Here is a 16,300-nt window from a genome sequence, read left to right as displayed (position 1 = left end):
CTGTGTTTCCCGGCACTGACCGGGTTGGCCGGGCGCCGCGGCGGGCATCAGCGTCCGGTGATCATCGCGCTCGGCCTTCTCGGTGCGGTGCTCGCGTTCGCGGTGGCGCGGCCCCGGGGGTTGCCCGAGGCCGCGGCCGCGGTGCCCGCGGCGTTGCTGGCGGTGTCGGTCGGGCTGGTCAGTCCGGCGGCGGCTCTTTCAGAGGTACGCGCACTCGCGCCGACAATCGCGTTCCTGGCGGCGGTGCTCGTGCTCGCGTACACCGCCGAGCGCCACGGGGTGTTCGGCTACGCCGGTGCGCTCGTGGCGCGTACCGGGCGGGGCCGGCCGCGCCGCCTGCTCGGAGCGGTCTTCGGCGCGGCCGCGATCACGACCGCCGTGCTCAGCCTGGACGCCACTGTCGTCCTGCTCACGCCGGTCGTCTTCGCGGTGGCGGCGCGTGCGGGGGTGCGGGCGCGGCCACACGCGTACGCCTGCAACCACCTGGCCAACTCGGCGTCCCTGCTGCTGCCGGTCTCCAACCTGACCAACCTGCTCGCGTACGCCGCCAGCGGCCTCACCTTCGCCGGGTTCGCCGCGCTGATGGCCGCACCCTGGCTGGCCGTGATCGTCGTCGAGTACCTGATCTTCCAGCTCTTCTTCGCCGCCGACCTGTCACAACCCGCCGACCCGGCACCCGCCGATCCCGGCCCACCGCCCCGGTACGCGCTCACCGTCCTGGCCCTCACCCTCGCCGGGTTCGCCGCACTCCAGCCGCTCGGCGTCGAACCCGCCTGGGTGGCGGCGGCCGGCGCGGCCCTGCTCGCCGTCCCGCTGCTGCGCCGCCGCGAGATGCGCCCCGCCGAGTTGCTGACCGAGGCGAACCCGGCGTTCTGCGCGTTCGTCCTGGCCCTCGGCGTGGTGGTGCTGGCCGTCCGCGACGCCGGGCTCGGCGACTGGGTCGACGGCCTCGTGCCCCGGCACGCCGACCTGCTGGGACTGCTCGGCGCCGCGGTGCTGGCCGCGATCCTGGCCAATCTGCTGAACAACCTGCCCGCCACACTCGTCCTGCTCCCGGCCGTCTCCTCCTCACCGGGTCTGCTGCTGGCCGTCCTGATAGGCGTCAACATCGGGCCGAACCTGACGTACGTGGGCTCCCTCGCGACACTCCTGTGGCGGCGCATCCTGCACGCTCGCGAGCTTGCCCCGCGTACCCCCGAATTTGTGCTCCTGGGAGCCGCAACCGTCCCCCTGGGTCTGGTCGCCGCAGTGACAGCCCTCTGGATCGGCTTGCGGCTGATGCCCGGTCCGGCCTAGCTGTTGTGCCGGCGCCCCTCGGTCTCTCCTGCTACCTACGACATTGCCGTGACGCGCGGTTGCCAACGGGGTGTGCCGCGCCGGATCACTCAGCGGACGAGATGGCGCATCATGTCGATGCAGTCGCCGTCGGTGTTGCTGAACGCTCCCACCTCGGTGAAGCCGTGCCGCTGATAGAAGCGGCGCGCCCGGTGGTTGTCCGCATGCACGCCTCCGAAGAGGACGACGCAGTCGCGGCCGAAGAGGCGTGCCGCGTCCCAGGCGGGCGGCAGCAGGTGGGCCGCGAGGCCGCGGCCCTGCCAGGCGTCCGCGACGCACGGGCCGAAGCGGACGGTTCGGTTCTCGTCCAGGGTGATGCCGTAGCCGGCGTACCGGGAGAGTTCGGCCTCCACCGGCAGGGAGAAGCTCAGGTCGACCACGCCGGCGAACTCGGCAGGCCGGTCCGGGTGGTGGGCGACCAGGCGCAGCTTGTCGTAGCGGCCGATGGCCTCGATCCAGTCCGCGGCGGCGTCGGCGGCGCTGGTCGCGCCGTGCCAGAAGCGGGTGCTGGTGGGGGAGAGGCCGGACAGGAACGAGGTCAGCGCCACGCCGTCGTCGTCACGCAGCGCCCGGACGGCGAGCGGGGTCCCGGACACGGTCACCAGCCGGGTGAGCGGGGTCGGGTCGGCGGCGAGCGAGGCGATCAGGGAGCTGTTCAGCCGGGGATCACCTCGTGCAGGCAGAGGATGTTGCCGTCCGGGTCGGAGAACCAGGCGGCCTTCTCGGCGCCCAGCACGCAGACGTGGTCCACGGTCTTGAGGCCGGGCAGGTCGTAGTCGGCGAACACGGCGCCCCGGCTGGTCAAGTCCTTGATCGAGGCGCCGATGTCGGCCACCTCGAAGCTCATCGCCGTGTGTTCGGCCTGAGCGCCGGCCGGTTTCTCCATCAGGGCCAGCGTGGCGCCGGAGCCGATGTCGAACAGGAGTTTGCCGTCGTCGGCCGTGCCGCGGAACGGCAGGCCCAGGACGTCGCTGTAGAAGGTCCGCGCCTCGTCGGGCCGGGCGACGGGAAGGATCATGGTGACAGCGACCGCGGTCAGAGCCATGGCAGTCAGCTTTCTCGCAACGGAAACACCAACGATAACGTTGTTTTCCGGGGGCCGTGTCGATCCTGGAGTCGCTCGTTCGACGTAAATGTGCGCGAGCCGGAAGGCGGCCCGCCGGACGAGGAGAACGCGATGTCGAAGTACATGCTGATCATGCGAGGCACCGACGAGTCGCACGCGGCCATGATGGCGAACATCGACGAGATGATGGAGACGACCCGCCAGTTCATCGAGGACCTGTTCAAGGCCGGTGTCTACGTCGCGGCCGAGGGGCTCGACGACCCCGGCAAGGGCGCCGTGGTCGACTTCAGCGGACCGGCCCCGGTGGTCACCGACGGGCCGTACGGGGAGACCAAGGAACTGTTCGGCGGCTTCTTCCTGATCGACGTCGCCTCGAAGGAGGAGGCGGTCGAGTGGGCCAAGCGGGTCCCGGCCGCCCCCGGCTCCAAGATCGAGGTGCGGCGGGTTCCCGCGGAGGACGAGGTTCCGGCCTGATGGCCGGTGCCGACGTCGAGGCTGTCTGGCGGATCGAGTCGGCGCGGATCGTCGCCGCGCTGACCCGGTTCACCGGTGACTTCGCCCTGGCCGAGGACGCGGCGCAGGAGGCGGTGGCCGAGGCGCTGGTGTCGTGGCCGCTCGGCGCTCCGGCGAACCCGGCGGGCTGGCTGATGGCCACGGCTCGGCGGCGGGCGATCGACGCCATCCGCCGCCGGGCCGCCCTTCAGGATCGATATGCCCTGATAGCAGCTGAGTTATCGGAAGAGCCCGAAGAGACGGACGAGATCGACGACATCCTGGCGCTGATGTTCATCAGCTGTCACCCGGTGCTGTCTCCCGAGGCCCGGGTCGCGCTGACCCTGCGCGTGGTCGGCGGCCTGTCCAGCGAGGAGATCGCCCGCGCGTTCCTGGTGCCCGTGCCGACCGTGCAGGCCCGCATCACCCGGGCCAAGAAGACGATCGCGGCGGCCGGGGTGCCGTTCGAGCTGCCCGCTCCCGGCGAGCGCCGGGAGCGGCTGGGCGGGGTGCTCAGCGTCCTCTACGTGATCTTCACGGAGGGTTCGACGGCCACGACGGGCGACCGGTTGCTGCGCCCCGATGTCGCGTACGAGGCGATCCGGCTGGCGCGCACGCTGGCCGCGCTGCTGCCGGGCGAGCCGGAGGTGCACGGGCTGCTCGCGCTCTTCGAGCTGACGGCCGCACGGTTCCCGGCGCGTACCGATCCGGACGGTTCGCCGGTCCTGCTCGAGGATCAGGACCGGCGGCGGTGGGACTTCTCGGCGATCCACCGCGGGCTCGCGTCGCTGGCCAGGGCGTCGGCGCGCGGTCTCGGCCCCTACGGTCTGCAGGCCGCGATCGCCGCCACCCACGCCTCGGCGGCCTCGGTCGAGGAGACCGACTGGGATCGGATCGTGGTGCTTTACGAGGCGCTCGGCCGCATCGCACCCTCACCGGTGGTCGAGCTGAATCGCGCGGTCGCGGTGGCCATGGCCACCGGGCCCGCGCAAGCGCTGGCCGTCGTGGACGAGCTGATCGCGACGGACCGGCTTCCCGGTTCCCATTTACTTCCAACGGTACGAGCGGAGCTGCTCACCCGGCTCGGACGGCATCCCGAGGCCCGCGCCGAACTGGAGCTGGCCGCCCGCCTCTGCACCAACCAGCGTGAACGCTCAGTCCTGCTCCGCAAGGCCGCCGCGCTCGGCTGACAGGTGCGCCCGCTCGCCCTGCGCGCTGAAGAGGGTGAGCAACTCCGCGGCCCGCCCACCGGCCGCGGCGATCCGGTGCGGTGTGCGGGTGTCGAACTCCGCGGCCTCACCGGGACCGAACTCGTACCGCTGCTCGCCGAGAACGAGGCTGACCCGCCCGCTGAGCACGTAGAACCACTCGTACCCGTCGTGGGCCCGCAGTGCCGTTCCCGGTGCCGGGCGGGCCGGGTAGACAACCTTGTACGCCTGGATGCCGCCGGGCCGCCGGGTCAGCGGCACGACCGTGAAACCGCCCCGCCGCACGGGACGCAGGTGGATGCGCGGGTCGCCGGTGGGTGGCGCCGCGACGAGTTCGTCGAGCGGCACGCCGTGCGCCCGCGCCAGCGGCAGCAGCTGTTCCAGAGTCGGCCGCAGCTTTCCGTTCTCCAGGCGCGACAGTGTGCTGGTGGTCAGGCCGGTCTCGGCGGCCAGCGCGGCCAGCGACATGCTCCGCGCCTGCCGTAGCGCGCGAAGGCGCGGCCCGACACCGGCGAGGACGTCCTGCTCGGTGGTGCTCATGCGCCCATGTTGCGGATCCGCAATTTTTCTGGCAACTCGGCAACGGCGCTGGTCATGCTCGTCCGATCACCACGTTGGGAGACAGTGATGCCACGAGCCGGCAAGCGGGCGGACACCGGGCCCGCCTGGACCGCCCCCGACGAGAAGTCCACGCTCGCCGGATTCCTCGACTATCTGCGTGACGCGATCGCGGAGAAGGTGGACGGCGTGCCGGAACCCCAGGTCCGCACCCCGGGCGTGGCCTCGGGCACCTCTCTTCTCGGACTGATCAAGCACCTGACCGCGGTCGAACGGTTCTACTTCCTCGCGGAGCCGATCACCGGGATGCGCCGTACCTTCCGCCCCGCCCGCGGCGAGACCGCCGACGGCCTGATCGCCGAGTACCGCGCGACCGTCGCGCGGGCGAACCGGGTCATCGGCGCCTGGACCGATCTGTCGGAGCCCGCGCCCCGCCCACCGGGCCGCGGTCTCGCGCCGTCCCGCCGCTGGGTCCTGGTGCACATGATCGAGGAGACCGGCCGGCACACGGGCCACGCCGACATCCTCCGCGAGCAGATCGACGGCTCCACCGGCCGCTGACGAGCACGGGTCACGACGTTGCCAGGTCGGCCTCCAGGGCGCGCATGACGTGGGAGCGCCAGCCGCCGCCCATGATGCGCGGAGCCTGCCGCTGGAACGCGTCGGTGGGCATCAGCCACGTCGCGAGGCGTCGCTGGTCGGTGAGCGCCCGCCGTCCAGCACGGCGACACCCCCTGCCGACCAGGGTTTCCACCTCGGCGTCCAGTCGTCGGTGTGCAGGACCAGGCCCTGTGGCGACCAAAATCCTACCGGTCGAGGATCGCGGTCAGGTCGGTCAGGGTCTCGCGCATCAGGGGGGTCAGGTCGGTGGGGTGTGGTGTGCTGACCCAGCGTTCGAAGGCGACGCGGAGCACGACGATGCCGGCCTCGGCGGCCAGGGTGGCGGCGGGGCCGGGGACGTCCCGGTCGCGGAGGGCGCCGGCCATGGCCGCGGCGAGGGTGTCCATCTTGATGAGCTCGCGTTCGCGAAGTTCCGGGTTGGCGTCGATGATGCCCTGGCGGCGGCGGGAGAACGCGTGGCGCCGGCCGAGGACCGCGGCTGCGGCGTCGAGCGCGAGGGCGACGGCCCGCATCGGCGAGGCGGTCGCCGGTGCGCCGGCGATCGCCTGGGTCAGGGCGTTCCGCAGGTCGGCCGATCCGGCGAAGAGGACCTCGCGCTTGTCGGCGTAGTGCCGGAAGAACGTGCGAGCGGTGACGCCGGCCCGCTGCGCTATCTCGGCGACGGTCGTCTGTTCGAAGCCGCGTTCCACGTACAGATCCATGGCCGCCTCCCGGAGACGGCCTGCCGCGTCCGGTTCCCAGCGTGCCACGCCGGTGATTCTAGTCATGTCACTCGGTGACATCAGTTGGGCTATCGTGATGTCATCAAGTGACATCAGGAGGTTCGCCATGCACGTCTTCGTCACCGGTGCCAGCGGCTGGATCGGCTCGGCCACCGTCACCGAACTCCTCGCCGCCGGGCACCAGGTCACCGGCCTGGCCCGGTCGGATCGGTCGGCCGCCACCGTCGCCGCCCTCGGCGCCGCCGTCCGCCGCGGCGACCTGCGCGATCTCGACGTCCTGCGGGACGCGGCCGGCAGCGCCGACGCGGTGGTCCACCTCGGTTACCACCACGATTTCTCCCAGATGGAGGAGGCCGCCCGCCTGGACCTGGCCGCTATCGAGACGTTCGGTGCGGCCCTGGCGGGCACCGGCCGGTCCCTGCTGATCGCCTCGGGCGTGGTGGGCCTGGCCGTCGGCCGGGCCGCCACCGAGCGGGACAACTTCGACGTCGGCATCCATCCGCGGTCCGCCAACGCGGTGGCGGCGCTGGCGCTCGCGGAGAAGGGCGTCCGGCCGCTGGTGGTCCGGTTCGCGCCGACCGTGCACGGTGCCGGCGACCACGGCTTCATCGCGACGCTCGTCGCGATCGCCCGGGAGCGGGGTGTCTCCGCCTATGTCGGCGACGGCGCCAACCGCTGGCCGGCCGTGCACCGCGACGACGCCGCGGCGCTGGTCCGGCTCGCGGTCGAGGGCGCTCCGGCCGGGTCGTCCCTGCACGCCGTGGCCGACGAGGGCGTGCCCGCCCGCGCGATCGCCGAGGCGATCGGCCGTGGCCTTGATCTCCCGGTGGCGTCCGTCACGGGCGAGCAGGCCATGGGTCACTTCGGCTGGATCGGCCGGTTCTTCGCGGCCGACCTGCCCACTTCGAGTCTGGTCACGCGGGAGTCGCTCGGATGGAAGCCCACCCACCCGAGCCTTCTCGACGACCTGGAGGCGGGGGTCTACTTCAACGGATGATCCGTCCACGGCACGACGTCGGGTAACGTTTCGGGGCGTCGATACTGCCGGGGAGATGATGAGGGCTTCATCCAGCACGTGGGGGCTCTGGCACCCCTTCGACCCGGCCGGCGAGGCCGAGCGGGTGGAGCTCAAGGTCATGGTGCCCGACCGGGCCAGCCGTTTCCTGCGCGCCGGCTCCGGTGACGTGCGGGTCCGCCAGGTCTACTTCCTGGAGACCGCCGACCTGGCGCTCTCCCGGCACGGACTGGTCGTGCGGATCCGGAGCACCGCGTCCCGCTCCGACGACGCCGTGGTGAAGCTGCGGCCGATGGGGGAGCGCTCGGTCCCCGGCTGGCTGCGCCGCGCCGACCTGGACGTCGAGATCGACGCGCTGCCCGGCCACCGCGTCTGCTCGGCCGCGCTGAAGGTGAGCCTGGGCCGGCGAGCCGTCTCCCGCGCCATCGGGTCCGGCCACCGGCTCACCGGCCTGCTCTCCGCCCGCCAGCGGCGGATGATCGAGGTGTACGGTCCGGACGGCCTCGACCTGGACGACCTGCTCGCGTTCGGCCCGGTGGAGGTGCGCCGTCACCGGGTCCGCCCGCGCGGCCTGGGCCGCCCGATGACCGCCGAGCGCTGGACCTATCCGGACGGCTCCACGCTCGTCGAGCTCTCCACGCGCTGCGCCGCCGACCGGGCGCCGGAGGTCGCCGCGCGGATGTCCGCGGTGCTGCACGCCCACGGCGTGGTCCCGTCGCGCCGCCAGCGGACCAAGACCGAGATGACGCTGCGCTACTTCAGCGCGCCGGCCGCCTAGCCTCCTCCCATGGCACGCGGCGAACTGCGGATCTACCTCGGTGCGGCGCCGGGGGTCGGCAAGACGTACGCCATGCTCGAGGAGGCACAGCGGCGGGCCGGCCGCGGCACCGACGTGGTGATCGGCCTGGTCGAGACGCACGGCCGGGCGCACACCGCCGCGATGATCGGTGACCTGGAGGTGGTGCCCCGCCGCTCCGCCGAGATGGACCTGGACGCGCTGCTGGCCCGGCGCCCCGAGGTGGCCGTCGTCGACGAGCTGGCGCACACCAACCTGCCGGGGAGCCGCAACGAGAAGCGCTGGCAGGACATCGGCTCGCTGCTGGACGCCGGGATCAGCGTGCTGACCACGGTGAACGTGCAGCACCTCGAGTCGCTGAACGACGTGGTCGCGCGGATCACCGGCGTGCCGCAGCGGGAGACCGTGCCGGACGAGGTGGTACGCGCCGCCGAGCAGGTGGAACTGGTCGACATGACCCCGGAGGCGCTGCGGCGGCGGCTGGCGCACGGCAACGTCTACGGCCCGGAGCAGGTCGACGCGGCGCTGGGCAACTGGTTCCGGGCCGGCAACCTCACGGCGCTGCGGGAGCTCGCGCTGCTCTGGATGGCCGGCCGGGTCGACGCCCAGCTCGACCGGTACCGGGCCGACCACGGGATCGACGCCGGCTGGGAGACCCGGGAGCGTGTCGTGGTGGCGCTCAACGGCGGGCCGGAGGGCGACACCCTGATCCGCCGGGCGGCCCGGATCGCGGCGCGGTCCAGGGGCGCCGCGCTGATGGCCGTCCACATCACCCGAAACGACGGCCCGGCCGGGGCGAACCCGGCCGACCTGGCCCGCCAGCGGGTGCTCACCGAGAGCCTGGGCGGCAGCTTCCACCAGGTCTCCGGCACGGACGTACGGCGGGCGCTGCTGGAGTTCGCCCAGGGTGTGAACGCGACCCAGATCGTGCTCGGCGGCGCCTCCCGCTGGGTCCGGCTCGCCGAGCTGATCAGCGCCGAGAGCACGATCGACGTACACCTGGTCAGCGCCGGGCCCGGGGCCGGGCGGCGCGAGGCCCGGCTGCCACCGGCGCTGTCCCGGGGCCGCCGGGCCGCCGGTTTCGCCGCCGCGCTGGCCGGCCTTCCGCTGCTCACCGCGGTCCTCGCCGCCGTGGAGCCGCCGCTGGTCAACGACATCCTGCTGATGCTCGCCGCAGTCGTCGGTGTCGCGCTGGCCGGTGGCCTCTGGCCCGCCCTGCTCGCCGCGGTCGCCGGGTTCCTGCTGCTCAACTGGTTCTTCATCCCGCCCTACGGCCGGCTGACCATCGCCGAGGGGCAGAACCTGCTCGCGCTTGCGATCTTCGTGGTGGTCGCGGTGGCGGTCAGCTGGGTGGTGGACATCGCCGCGCGGCGGACCCGGCAGGCCGCGCGGGCGTCCGCCGAGGCGCAGACCCTGGCAACGGTGGCCGGCGGCGTGCTGCGCGGTCAGCGGCCCCTGCTCGCGTTGCTGGACCGGCTCCGCGAGACGTTCGCGCTGGACGCGGTGCTCCTGCTGGAGAGGGGCACGGTGGTCGCCGAGGTGGGCACGCCCGGCTCGGCCGCCGGCGACCAGGTCACCATCGACGATGATCTGGTCATGCGGCTGCGGGGGCACACGCTGGAGGCGTCGGACCGGCGGATCGTGGAGGCGTTCGCGGCCCAGGCGGCGGTCGCGCTGCGGCAGGAGCGGCTCGCGGCCGAGGCCGCATCCGCGAAACCCCTGGCCGAGGCGGACCGGTTACGCACGGCGTTGCTCGCTGCGGTGAGCCATGACTTGCGTACGCCACTCGCGTCCGCGAAAGCGTCGGTGGCCAGCCTGCGCAGCGCCGACGTGGAGTTCGGCGACGACGACCGTGCCGAGCTGCTCGCGACCGCTGACGAGTCGCTGGACCGCCTGGCCCGCCTGGTGTCGAACCTTCTCGACATGAGCCGCCTCCAGGCCGGCGTGCTCGGCATGACCGCTGTCGAGGTGGGCGCCGAGGACGTCGTACCCCGTGCTCTCGAGGATCTCGGCCACCAGGGCCGTCATGTCGCCGTGCGGGTGCCCGACGACCTGCCCCTGCTGCACGCCGATCCCGGCCTTCTCGAACGTGTCCTGGTCAACCTGGTCGCCAACGCGCTGCGTCACAGCCCGGCCGGCCGGCCCCCGATGATCACCGGAAGCGGGCACGGCGACGTGGTCGAACTGCGCGTCGTCGACCACGGCCCCGGCATACCGGCGGACCGCTGGGACGACGTCTTCCTGCCCTTCCAGCGGCTCGGCGACCGCGACAACGACACCGGTGTCGGCCTCGGGCTCGCGCTGTCGCGAGGGCTCACCGAGGCGATGGGCGGCACCCTCACCCCCGAAGAGACCCCCGGAGGCGGCCTCACCATGGTCCTGACCCTGCCGGCGAGCACGTCATGACCCGGATTCTCGTGGTCGACGACGAGCCGCAGATCGTCCGCGCGCTGCGTATCAACCTGAAGGCCCGCGGCTATGACGTGGACACCGCGCAGAACGGCGCGGCGGCCCTGCACCTGGCCGCGCACCACCACCCGGACCTGGTCGTGCTCGACCTGGGCCTGCCGGACATGGAGGGCACCGAGGTGATCGGCGGCCTGCGCGGCTGGACGGACGTGCCGATCATCGTGCTCTCCGGCCGGGCGGACAGCACGGACAAGGTGGCCGCGCTCGACGCGGGCGCCGACGACTACGTGACCAAGCCGTTCGGCGTCGACGAGCTGCTCGCCCGGATCCGCGCGGTGACCCGCCGCGGCCGGCCGTCCGACGAGGCCCGCCCGGTCGTCACGATCGGCACGCACACCGTCGACCTGGCGGAGCGGTCGATCTCGGGCGACGTCCGGCTCACGCCGACCGAGTGGCAGCTCCTCGAGCACCTGCTGCGGCACCCGGGCAAGCTGATCACCCAGCGGGAGCTGTTGCAGGAGGTGTGGGGCCCGCAGTACCGCACCGAGACGAACTACCTCAGGCAGTACATGGCGCGTCTGCGCCGGAAACTCGAGGAAGATCCGGCCCGTCCGCGCCATCTTCTGACGGAACCGGGTATGGGATACCGCTTCCGTCCTTAATACTCGCTCATCGCCGCCGATCAGTCTGATAACTGCTGATCGGTGGTAAGGGAGAAACACGGTGCGGTTGTTCGGATCCCGTCCGGCGAGCCCGGAGGCCGCCCGTCCCGTACCGCGCGACGTCGAGGCCCTCGAAGAGCTGGTGCTGGCCCTCGACTCGGCAGTCGACGAGGCCAGCGCCTGGCGCATCACCGTGTCCAGCACCGTCGAGTCGTACGGGTTCGGATACGGCGCCATCTGGATCCCGGAGGGCAACCAGCTGCGCCTGTCCCACGAGACCGGGCCGATCACGTCACAGCTCAGGGGCGTCAACGCGCCCGTGCTGTCGCCGGACACCGGACACGTCGGCAAGGCTTTCCGGACCCGCCAGCCGATCTACACCGAGCAGCCCGCCGACTGCGGCGACTGCCGGCGCTGCCAGGCCGCGTACAAGGCGGGCATGGCCGCCACGATCGTGGTGCCGGTGACCAGGGGCAACGAGGTCCACGCGGTGCTGGAGTACTACTCCGGCCAGACGCTCTACCTGGACGGGCCGCGGCGGGAGAAGTTCACCGCCATCGCGCGGATCGCCGAGCGGGCCCGCGAGAGCGCGGTCGCGGCGGCCGAGCTGCGCCAGGTGGCCGACGACCGGTCGGCGGTCACCGAGGTGGTCACCAAGCTCGGGTCGGCCGCGGACAGCGTCACCGCGATCAAGATGGCCCTGGACAGCGTGCGCAGCGCGTTCGGCTGGGCCTACGGGTCGTACTGGGAGATCGACGGCGACGAGAACGTGCTGAAGTTCGAGCTGGAGTCGGGCTCGGCCGGTGACGAGTTCCGCCGGGTCACCCTCGCCGCCACGTTCGCCGAGGGTGTCGGCCTCTCCGGCCGGGCCTGGCGGGCGAAGGACCTGGTCTTCGTCAAGGACCTGGCCGAGGTGACCGACTGCGTACGCGCACCCGCGGCGCAGCGGGCCGGCGTCCGGTCCGGGGTCTGCTTCCCGATCATGAACGAGGACCGGATCGTCGGCACCATGGACTTCTTCACCACCGAGTACATCGACCTCTCCGAGTCGCGGGCCGCCGCGCTGCGCAACGTGCAGCAGCTGGTCTCCCAGCGCCTCGCCGTCATGCGCGGCTCCGAGCGGGCCTCGGCCAACGCGCGGGCGCTGCTGGACACCGTCGAGCGGTTGCGCAACGCGAGCGGCGACGCCACCGCTGTCGCCGAGCAGGCGGTCGACCGGGCCTCCGCGATGACCGCCGAGGTGGCCGCCCTGGGCCAGGCCTCGTCCGCGATCGGCGACGTCATCAAGATCATTGAGTCGATCGCCGAGCAGACCAACCTGCTCGCGCTCAACGCCACCATCGAGGCGGCCCGCGCCGGTGAGAGCGGCAAGGGTTTCGCGGTGGTCGCCGGCGAGGTGAAGGAACTCGCCCGGGAGACCGCCGAGGCCACCAAGAAGGTCGCCGAGCAGATCGCCGGCATCCAGGCCAGCGCCGAGACGGTGGCCAGCGGCATCCACACCACCAGCGAGACGATCGGCAAGATGGACAGCGTGCAGGCCCGGATGAACGACGTGCTGGCCGAGCAGGCCGAGATGGCGCGGGCCCTGCAGGGCTGAACTCTTCGCCTGGTTCTCCCCACCGCCCGCCGCGAAGGACGATGATGCGTTCTGACACGGCACGGAGGGAGTTGACATGAGTGGTGTTCGATTGCTGGTCGGCACCCGCAAGGGCGCCTTCATCCTCACCTCGGACGGCAGGCGTCAGGACTGGACCGTCGAGGGACCACACTTCGGCGGCTGGGAGATCTACCACCTGAACGGTTCACCGGCCGACCCGGACCGTCTCTGGGCATCGCAGTCCGGCGGCTGGTTCGGCCAGCTCATCCAGCGCTCGGACGACGGCGGGAAGAACTGGGAGGCGGTCAGCAACGACTTCACCTACGAAGGTGAGGTCGGTGACCACCTCTGGTACGACGGGACACCGCGCCCCTGGGAGTTCAAGCGCGTCTGGCACCTGGAGCCGTCCCGGACCGACCCGGACACGGTCTACGCCGGTGTCGAGGACGCGGCGCTCTACCGGTCCACCGACGGCGGCCAGAAGTGGGTGGAGCTGACCGGCCTGCGCCAGCACGCCTCGGCCCCGAAGTGGCAGCCCGGCGCCGGTGGCATGTGCCTGCACACGATCCTGCTCGACCCGGTGCACTCGGACCGGATCTACGTGGCGATCTCGGCGGCCGGCGCGTTCCGCACCGACGACGGCGGCGTCACCTGGCAGCCGATCAACCGGGGCCTGCGGTCGGAGGGGATCCCGGACCAGGACGCCGAGGTGGGGCACTGCGTGCACCGGCTGACGATGCACCCGTCGCGCCCGGACACGCTGTTCATGCAGAAGCACTGGGACGTCATGCGTACGGACGACGCGGGCGAGAACTGGCGGGAGATCAGCGGCGACCTGCCGACCGACTTCGGCTTCCCGATCGCGGTGCACGCGCACGAGCCGGAGACGCTGTACGTCGTACCGATCACCAGCGACTCGCTGCACTACGTGATGGACGGCAGATTGCGGGTCTACCGCAGCCGGACCGGCGGCGAGCAGTGGGAGGCGCTGACCGCGGGACTGCCGCAGGAGCACTGCTACGTCAACGTGCTGCGCGACGCGATGGCCGTGGACACGCTCGACGAGTGCGGGATCTACTTCGGCACCAGCGCGGGGCAGGTCTACGCCTCGGCGGACAGCGGTGACACCTGGACGGTGGCGGTCAGCGACCTGCCGCCGGTGCTGTCGGTGGAAGTCCAGGTGCTCCCGTGATCCGGGTGGTGCTGCCGCCGCACCTGCGGACGCTGGCCAGGGTGAGCGGGGAGGTCGAGGTCGAGGTCGGCGGCGAGGTGACACAGCGGCTGGTGCTCGACGCGATCGAGGAGCGGTTCCCGATGCTGCGCGGCACGATGCGCGACCGGCAGACCGGGAAGCGGCGGCCGCTGGTGCGGTTCTTCGCCTGCGAGGAGGACCTGTCGAACGAGGCGCCGGACGCGCCGCTGCCGGACCGGGTGGCCAAGGGCGAGGAGCCGTTCCTGATCGTCGGCGCGATGGCCGGAGGATGACGGCGGCCGGGTGAGCCCGGCCGCCGCTCCGGGTGCGGGTCAGGGCGATGGGATCTCCGTCGGGAAGAGCTCGGCCGGCGCGGTCTCGGCCGGTGCGGGTTCGGTCTCCGCCGGAGCCGGTGCGGTCTCGGCGGGTGCCGGTGCGGTCTCTGCCGGGGCCGGTGCGGTCTCGGCGGGTGCCGGTGCGGTTTCTGCCGGGGCCGGTGCGGTCTCGGCGGGTGCCGGTGCGGTCTCCGCCGGGGCCGGGACGCTGGTGTCGGCGGGTGCCGGGACGCTGGTGTCGGCAGGTGCGGGTGCGCTGGTGTCGGCAGGCGCGGGTGCGCCGGTGTCAGCGGGTTCCGGGCTGGTGGGCGCGGTGCCGGGACCCGTGGGGCCACCCGGCATACCGGGGCCACCCGGCATACCAGGAACACTCGGCATACCGGGACCACTCGGCATGCCTGGCCAGGACGGGAATCCGCCCATGTGCCCGGTCAGCTTCCCGCCGTCGAACTCGGCGTAGATGACCAGGAGGATGCTGTTCCCGCTGTTCGGTGGTGGATCGGCCGGTGCTGCCTGAGCGGGGCTCGCGCTGAGGGCAGCCGCGAGCAGCCCGGCGCCGGCGATGGTCAGACCCCGTGTGGCCTTGCGCATGTCATACCTTTCTCGTGCTGGTCGACTGACCCGGCTAGCTGAGCACGAGACGTGCCGGCACCTTCCGCGTTCGGGAGAAACGGGCCCCGACGGGATAGACGTATGCGCGGTTACCGCCACACCCGGCCCTACTGAGGCGAGCGGTCGTTTGCGCGTACGCTGAAAAAAGAATGACCAGGCGCAGTGGGGAAGCGACGCGGCAGGAGATCCGCTCCGCGGCCATGCGTCTTTTCCGGGAGCGCGGCTTCGCGCGCACCTCCGTCCGCGACATCGCGGCGCTGGCCCGCAGCAACCCGGCGCTGGTGATCCGGCACTTCGGGACAAAGGAACTGCTGTTCCTGGAGACGATGCACCTCACGATCGACGACGAGCCGCTGCTGGACGTGCCGCTGGAGCAGTTCGGTGAGCGGTTCGTCGAGCGCCTGCTGGCCGACGACGACATCCGCGGCGTCTATCTGGCGCTGGTGCGGGGCAGCAACGAGGCGCAGATCAAGGCCCGGCTGCAGAACATCCACGAGACCACGTTCGTGCTGCCGCTGCGGTCCCGGCTGACCGGGCCGGACGCGGATCTGCGGGCCCGGCTCGCGGCGGCCGTGGTGGGCGGCCTGCTCTACGCGCTCTGGGTGGTCGGTGACGAACAGCTCGTCGCCACCGACCACGCTGAGCTGGTCACGCGATACGGCGCCCTGCTGCGGAGTGTCCTACTGGACTGACCAGCCGCCGTCGGAGGGCAGCACGACGCCGTTGAGGTTCACGCCGTCGTCGCTGAGCAGGAACGTGATCGACGCGGCGAGGTGCTCGGGGAGCGCGACCGGCGGGATGAGCCGCAGGAAGGGCCCGGTGCGCTCCTGACCGAAGGCGGACGCGTTCGGCGGCTGGGCCATGCCGGTGGCGACGCCGCCCGGTGCGACCGCGTTGGTGCGGATGCCCCGCGGGCCGTACATGAACGCGGTGTTGCGGGTGATGCCGATGACCGCGTGCTTGGAGGCGGTGTAGGCGACACCGGCGGCGTTGCCCCGCAGCGCCGCCTCGGAGGCGACGTTCACGATCGCGCCGCGGTTGGCCCTGAGCATCGCCGGGACGACCGCCCGGGTCAGCTTGAAGACGCCGTTCACGTTCACCGCGAAGACCCGTTCCCAGATCGCGTCGGACGCCTCGTGGATCGGGGTGAAGTCGTCGACCACGCCGGCCACGTTGGCCAGGCCGTCGATCCGCTCGCCGGCGGTGGCGACGATCCGCGCGACGTCCTCGTCGTCGGTGATGTCGGCGGGGACCGCGATGACGCCGGACTCGGCGGCGAACTCCTTGAGCTTCTCCTCGCTGATGTCGACGGCGATCACCCGGCCGCCCTCACGCGCGATCCGGGCCGCGGTGGCCCGGCCGATGCCGGAGGCCGCCCCGGTGACGATCACGGTCCGGCCGGCGAAGCGCTGCGCCGCGACCGGCTCCTCCGCCGTCTCCTCGGGCTCCGGCACGACACCGTCGTTGACCCGCAGGACGAGGCCGTCGACGACCTCCTGCGGGATCCGGCCCTGGCTGAGCGCGACCATCTGCTGCAGCGGCAGCTGGCGTACCGGCGCCAGGACGGACTCGTCGAAGCCGCCACGCCCGAGGAGTTCGCGCAGCGCGGGCCCGCCGTCGGGGTGGTCGAGCCATTCGCCGACGGTGCTGGCGGCGGTCAGAGCCATGTCGTGATCCTTC

Annotated in this window: 19 protein-coding genes; 12 read left to right on the top strand and 7 right to left on the bottom strand. The window is 72.2% G+C overall.

Annotated elements, in window-relative coordinates:
* The first annotated feature begins 57 nt into the window (after positions 1–57).
* Complete coding sequence (locus tag AB0M02_RS14755; RefSeq protein ID WP_364226405.1) at positions 58–1,296, top strand: SLC13 family permease; 1,239 nt, start codon at positions 58–60, stop codon at positions 1,294–1,296.
* Between the two features lie 89 nt (positions 1,297–1,385).
* On the opposite strand, the gene AB0M02_RS14750 is transcribed toward AB0M02_RS14755, so the two are convergent.
* Together AB0M02_RS14750 and AB0M02_RS14745 are read right to left on the bottom strand one after the other, a co-directional pair.
* A complete protein-coding gene (locus tag AB0M02_RS14750) occupies positions 1,386–1,931 on the bottom strand; it encodes a GNAT family N-acetyltransferase (RefSeq protein ID WP_364226403.1) in 546 nt (181 codons plus the stop codon).
* Positions 1,932–1,990: 59 nt separating this feature from the next.
* Positions 1,991–2,380 (bottom strand): VOC family protein, encoded by a 390-nt coding sequence (locus AB0M02_RS14745; RefSeq protein WP_364226400.1) that lies wholly within the window; start codon positions 2,378–2,380, stop codon positions 1,991–1,993.
* Positions 2,381–2,470: 90 nt separating this feature from the next.
* Here AB0M02_RS14745 and AB0M02_RS14740 point away from each other — a divergent pair, with 90 nt between their 5' ends.
* Positions 2,471–2,875 carry a YciI family protein gene (locus tag AB0M02_RS14740; RefSeq protein ID WP_364226397.1) on the top strand — a complete coding sequence of 135 codons (405 nt, stop codon included), beginning with the start codon at positions 2,471–2,473 and terminating at the stop codon, positions 2,873–2,875.
* Positions 2,875–4,083: a sigma-70 family RNA polymerase sigma factor gene (locus AB0M02_RS14735; protein WP_364226394.1), complete on the top strand. Its 1,209-nt coding sequence runs from the start codon at positions 2,875–2,877 to the stop codon at positions 4,081–4,083. Before AB0M02_RS14740 ends, AB0M02_RS14735 begins: the two co-directional genes overlap by 1 nt.
* Here AB0M02_RS14735 and AB0M02_RS14730 read toward each other — a convergent pair.
* The gene (locus tag AB0M02_RS14730; protein WP_364226391.1) at positions 4,048–4,641 is read right to left on the bottom strand and encodes an XRE family transcriptional regulator; all 594 of its coding nucleotides are present in this window, start codon (positions 4,639–4,641) and stop codon (positions 4,048–4,050) included. The two genes, AB0M02_RS14735 and AB0M02_RS14730, sit on opposite strands and share 36 nt — an antisense overlap.
* Before the next feature lie 87 nt (positions 4,642–4,728).
* On the opposite strand from AB0M02_RS14730, the gene AB0M02_RS14725 reads away from it, so the two are divergent.
* A complete protein-coding gene (locus AB0M02_RS14725; protein ID WP_364226389.1) occupies positions 4,729–5,220 on the top strand; it encodes a DinB family protein in 492 nt (163 codons plus the stop codon).
* A 10-nt stretch (positions 5,221–5,230) separates the two neighbouring features.
* Here the strand turns inward: AB0M02_RS14725 and AB0M02_RS14720 are convergent, their stop codons facing one another.
* Together AB0M02_RS14720 and AB0M02_RS14715 are read right to left on the bottom strand one after the other, a co-directional pair.
* Positions 5,231–5,413: a hypothetical protein gene (locus AB0M02_RS14720; protein WP_364226387.1), complete on the bottom strand. Its 183-nt coding sequence runs from the start codon at positions 5,411–5,413 to the stop codon at positions 5,231–5,233.
* Positions 5,414–5,465: 52 nt separating this feature from the next.
* Positions 5,466–6,029 (bottom strand): helix-turn-helix domain-containing protein, encoded by a 564-nt coding sequence (locus tag AB0M02_RS14715; RefSeq protein WP_364226385.1) that lies wholly within the window; start codon positions 6,027–6,029, stop codon positions 5,466–5,468.
* A gap of 79 nt (positions 6,030–6,108) precedes the next feature.
* On the opposite strand from AB0M02_RS14715, the gene AB0M02_RS14710 reads away from it, so the two are divergent.
* From AB0M02_RS14710 to AB0M02_RS14680, 7 genes are all read left to right on the top strand, one after another.
* Positions 6,109–6,999 carry an SDR family oxidoreductase gene (locus AB0M02_RS14710; protein WP_364226382.1) on the top strand — a complete coding sequence of 297 codons (891 nt, stop codon included), beginning with the start codon at positions 6,109–6,111 and terminating at the stop codon, positions 6,997–6,999.
* A gap of 55 nt (positions 7,000–7,054) precedes the next feature.
* Positions 7,055–7,795 (top strand): hypothetical protein, encoded by a 741-nt coding sequence (locus tag AB0M02_RS14705; protein ID WP_364226380.1) that lies wholly within the window; start codon positions 7,055–7,057, stop codon positions 7,793–7,795.
* A gap of 9 nt (positions 7,796–7,804) precedes the next feature.
* The gene (locus AB0M02_RS14700) at positions 7,805–10,219 is read left to right on the top strand and encodes a DUF4118 domain-containing protein (RefSeq protein ID WP_364226377.1); all 2,415 of its coding nucleotides are present in this window, start codon (positions 7,805–7,807) and stop codon (positions 10,217–10,219) included.
* Positions 10,216–10,884: a response regulator gene (locus AB0M02_RS14695; RefSeq protein ID WP_364226375.1), complete on the top strand. Its 669-nt coding sequence runs from the start codon at positions 10,216–10,218 to the stop codon at positions 10,882–10,884. Before AB0M02_RS14700 ends, AB0M02_RS14695 begins: the two co-directional genes overlap by 4 nt.
* 61 nt (positions 10,885–10,945) lie before the next feature.
* Entirely contained in the window at positions 10,946–12,481 is a 1,536-nt protein-coding gene (locus AB0M02_RS14690) for a methyl-accepting chemotaxis protein (protein WP_364226372.1), read from the top strand.
* A gap of 76 nt (positions 12,482–12,557) precedes the next feature.
* Positions 12,558–13,673 (top strand): sialidase family protein, encoded by a 1,116-nt coding sequence (locus AB0M02_RS14685; RefSeq protein WP_364226369.1) that lies wholly within the window; start codon positions 12,558–12,560, stop codon positions 13,671–13,673.
* Positions 13,670–13,966, top strand: a complete 297-nt coding sequence (locus tag AB0M02_RS14680; RefSeq protein WP_364226367.1) for a hypothetical protein — start codon at positions 13,670–13,672, stop codon at positions 13,964–13,966. Before AB0M02_RS14685 ends, AB0M02_RS14680 begins: the two co-directional genes overlap by 4 nt.
* 39 nt (positions 13,967–14,005) lie before the next feature.
* On the opposite strand, the gene AB0M02_RS14675 is transcribed toward AB0M02_RS14680, so the two are convergent.
* Positions 14,006–14,599, bottom strand: coding sequence for a hypothetical protein (locus AB0M02_RS14675; protein ID WP_364226364.1), 594 nt, complete (start codon positions 14,597–14,599; stop codon positions 14,006–14,008).
* Between the two features lie 170 nt (positions 14,600–14,769).
* Here AB0M02_RS14675 and AB0M02_RS14670 point away from each other — a divergent pair, with 170 nt between their 5' ends.
* The gene (locus tag AB0M02_RS14670; RefSeq protein ID WP_364226362.1) at positions 14,770–15,312 is read left to right on the top strand and encodes a TetR family transcriptional regulator; all 543 of its coding nucleotides are present in this window, start codon (positions 14,770–14,772) and stop codon (positions 15,310–15,312) included.
* On the opposite strand, the gene AB0M02_RS14665 is transcribed toward AB0M02_RS14670, so the two are convergent.
* Positions 15,301–16,287, bottom strand: a complete 987-nt coding sequence (locus tag AB0M02_RS14665; protein WP_364226359.1) for an SDR family NAD(P)-dependent oxidoreductase — start codon at positions 16,285–16,287, stop codon at positions 15,301–15,303. The two genes, AB0M02_RS14670 and AB0M02_RS14665, sit on opposite strands and share 12 nt — an antisense overlap.
* Positions 16,288–16,300: the final 13 nt, after the last annotated feature.

This window comes from Actinoplanes sp. NPDC051861 (assembly GCF_040681145.1).
Classification (GTDB): domain Bacteria; phylum Actinomycetota; class Actinomycetes; order Mycobacteriales; family Micromonosporaceae; genus Actinoplanes.
The sequence above is the reverse complement of the archived record's forward strand: the minus strand, read 5'-3'. Positions and strand labels throughout refer to the sequence as shown.